This is a genomic window from Halomonas sp. 3D7M, from assembly GCF_014897885.1.
GTDB lineage: Bacteria > Pseudomonadota > Gammaproteobacteria > Pseudomonadales > Halomonadaceae > Vreelandella.
This window is the reverse complement of the sequence record NZ_JABUZF010000246.1, coordinates 37,146-39,808: the sequence shown is the minus strand read 5'-3', so window position 1 is coordinate 39,808 and position 2,663 is coordinate 37,146. Positions and strand designations below refer to the sequence as shown.

At 53.1% G+C, this 2,663-nt stretch carries 5 protein-coding genes; all 5 read left to right on the top strand.

The window, feature by feature from the left end; translation table 11 throughout:
* A partial coding sequence (locus INT22_RS14470) for a DNA polymerase III subunit gamma/tau C-terminal domain-containing protein (RefSeq protein WP_319022084.1) occupies positions 1-356 on the top strand: 356 nt, incomplete at its 5' end.
* A gap of 54 nt (positions 357-410) precedes the next feature.
* Positions 411-737: a YbaB/EbfC family nucleoid-associated protein gene (locus tag INT22_RS14465; RefSeq protein WP_038482905.1), complete on the top strand. Its 327-nt coding sequence runs from the start codon at positions 411-413 to the stop codon at positions 735-737.
* 2 nt (positions 738-739) lie between these two features.
* Positions 740-1,345 carry a recombination mediator RecR gene (gene recR, locus INT22_RS14460; protein WP_125746835.1) on the top strand — a complete coding sequence of 202 codons (606 nt, stop codon included), beginning with the start codon at positions 740-742 and terminating at the stop codon, positions 1,343-1,345.
* 52 nt (positions 1,346-1,397) lie between these two features.
* Positions 1,398-2,528, top strand: coding sequence for a ribonuclease D (gene rnd, locus INT22_RS14455; protein WP_193068468.1), 1,131 nt, complete (start codon positions 1,398-1,400; stop codon positions 2,526-2,528).
* Positions 2,528-2,663: YcgL domain-containing protein (locus INT22_RS21120; RefSeq protein ID WP_226912763.1), on the top strand; the 136-nt coding region annotated here is incomplete at its 3' end. The genes rnd and INT22_RS21120, both read left to right, overlap by 1 nt.

The window sequence follows — 2,663 nt, the reverse complement described above, 5'->3', positions numbered from 1 at the left end:
TAGGCGGGCTTACCCGTAATTTGGCAGCGCACTGTCAGCTTGAAAGCGATGATGGCCACACGGTGGTGCTGCGGCTTGATCCTGGGCAATCCGCTATGCAGGCCGATGTTCACAATGGCCGTATTGAGCGCGCGCTAAGTAGTTATGGGCTGCCTCGGCGCATCGAGTTTACGGTGGCTGACTTAGCACCTGATCTTGAAACGCCCCGCCAGCAGGAAGAGCGTCAGCAGAAAGAGCGCCACGCGTTGGCTGTTGATCTATTACACCGCGACCCCAATATACAGAAGCTACAGCAGGCATTTGGGGCTACTCTCATTGAGTCAACCGTTAAACCCGCGTCTGACAAGCGTTCTTAGCCGCTGACGATTGACTCGCGATGCTTATTTTATATTCCTTCAGGAGATAACCGCATGTTTAAAGGTGGAATGGGCAACATAATGAAGCAAGCCCAAGAGATGCAGGAAAAGATGCAGCAGATTCAAGAAGAAGCTGCTAAAGCGGAAGTCCATGGCGAAGCGGGCGCCGGTATGGTGAAAATCACCATGAACGGCCGCCACGATGTTACCAATGTCACTATTGATCCCAGCGTTCTTGAAGAAGACAAAGAGCTGCTGGAAGATTTGCTCGCCGCTGCCGTGAATGATGCTGTTCGAAAAGTGGAAGCAAACTCCAAAGCGAAAATGGAAGAAGCGACGGCAGGCTTGAACTTGCCGCCCGGCTTTAAGATGCCGTTCTAAACATGCGCTTCTCCCCGCTTGTTGAGCAACTGATGGACGCTTTTCGCGTGTTGCCGGGCGTTGGGCCAAAAACGGCCCAACGCATGGCCATGCACCTGTTAGAACGCGAGCGCCCAGGAGGGCAGCGGTTGGCAGCGGTGATTCAGCAGGCCATTGAAGAGGTCGGTTATTGTCAGCGCTGCCGTACGTTGACCGAAGCGGATATCTGCGCGCTGTGCGAAAGTCCCCGGCGTGATGATGCGCTGCTGTGTGTGGTTGAGTCGCCTGCTGATCAGCTTGCTATTGAAGAGGCGGGTGGCTTTCAAGGGCGTTATTTTGTATTGCATGGTCACCTTTCTCCGCTGGACGGCATTGGCCCAGATGCCATTGGATTGGATCTATTGGAAAGCCGCGTCGCAGAAGGCAATATTCGCGAAATCGTGCTTGCCACCAATCCCACTGTAGAAGGCGAAGCGACAGCGCACTTCATTGCCGCCCAGCTTGCTCACTACGGTGTCTCTTTTTCGCGACTCGCCTATGGTGTGCCCATGGGAGGGGAGCTTGAGTATGTAGACGGTGGTACGCTAAGCCGCGCCTTTAATGGTCGCCAGCCTTTCGCCAGCGATTGACCTTATAAAAAACGCAAGCGCTTTTGCGATTGTGCCAACCCGGAAGTTTGCTTTGTCCTCTTTAGCCCCCTCGTTGTATCAATGGATTGATAGTGCCGACGCCTTAGATGCTGTATGCGAGCAAGTCGCCGGTGCCAGTGTGATTGCCCTAGATACTGAATTTTTCCGTGAAAACACGTTTTTTCCGGTGCCAGCGCTTGTTCAGTTCACCACCGGTGACATGGCGTATTTAGTGGACCCGTTGAGCACGCCTTGCACCGCTGCTTTTCGTGATTTGTTGCAAAATAGTGCCATCAAATTACTGCATGCCTGCAGCGAAGACCTCGAGGTTTTCCAACACTGGGCCGGCGTATTGCCAGCACCGCTTATAGATACGCAAGTCGCTCAGGCTTTTTTGGGGGAAACTCCCGGCATGGGCTATCAAAAATTGGTAGAGCACTGGATGGGGGAAACGCTGCCTAAAGAGGAAACGCGTTCCAACTGGTTAGAGCGCCCCTTAACGCCCTCCCAGTGCGAATATGCGGCGTTAGATGTTATCTATTTGCTGAAGGTCTGGAGGCTTCAAGCGGAGAAGCTTGAACAACTGGGGCGGCGCGAGTGGCTTGACGATGAGTGTGCCAGTCTTATCGAGCAGGCAGGTCGCAGCGTAGAGAGCGATGGCCAATGGTATACGCGCCAGCGGCAGTTGTGGCGCCTTGATCCTCGACAGCTTGAAGCCTACCGCTTAATGACCATTTGGCGGGAAGGCGAAACCCGCCGTCGGGATTTGCCGCGCAATTGGTTGGTTAGCGATAAGCTGCTGTTCGCGGTGGCTGAAAAAATACCTAAAAATCGTTATGAGCTAGCAGAAATTGAAGGGGTTAAGCCGCCCCTGGTTAAAAAAGAAGGCGATACGCTGCTGTCGCTGGTGAAACAGGCTCAGCATTGCCCCGAAAGTGATTTGCTGGCGCGCTGGCCAGACCCGATGCATCCTGTGTTTAAGCGGCGCTTTAAAGCACTTAAAAAAGTAGTGGCTGAGAAGGCTGCTGAGCTGCAAATAGCGCCCGAGATGTTGCTGCGGCGGCGAGATATTGAGGCGCTTGTGATGCAGCAGCTTGCTAATCAGCCATTAACCACTCCTGGCGGCTGGCGTGATGCCTATTTAACTCAAGAAATTCATCAAGCGCTTGAGGAGTTATCGTAATGAGCGAGAAATTGCTTTGTGAGATTTTAAAAAGCTCACGCAAAGACGAGATGTATCTCTACATAGACAAACAGAAAGGGTTGTCATCCGTGCCCGACGCATTGATGGATACCTTCGGTAAGCCAGTGCCGGTGC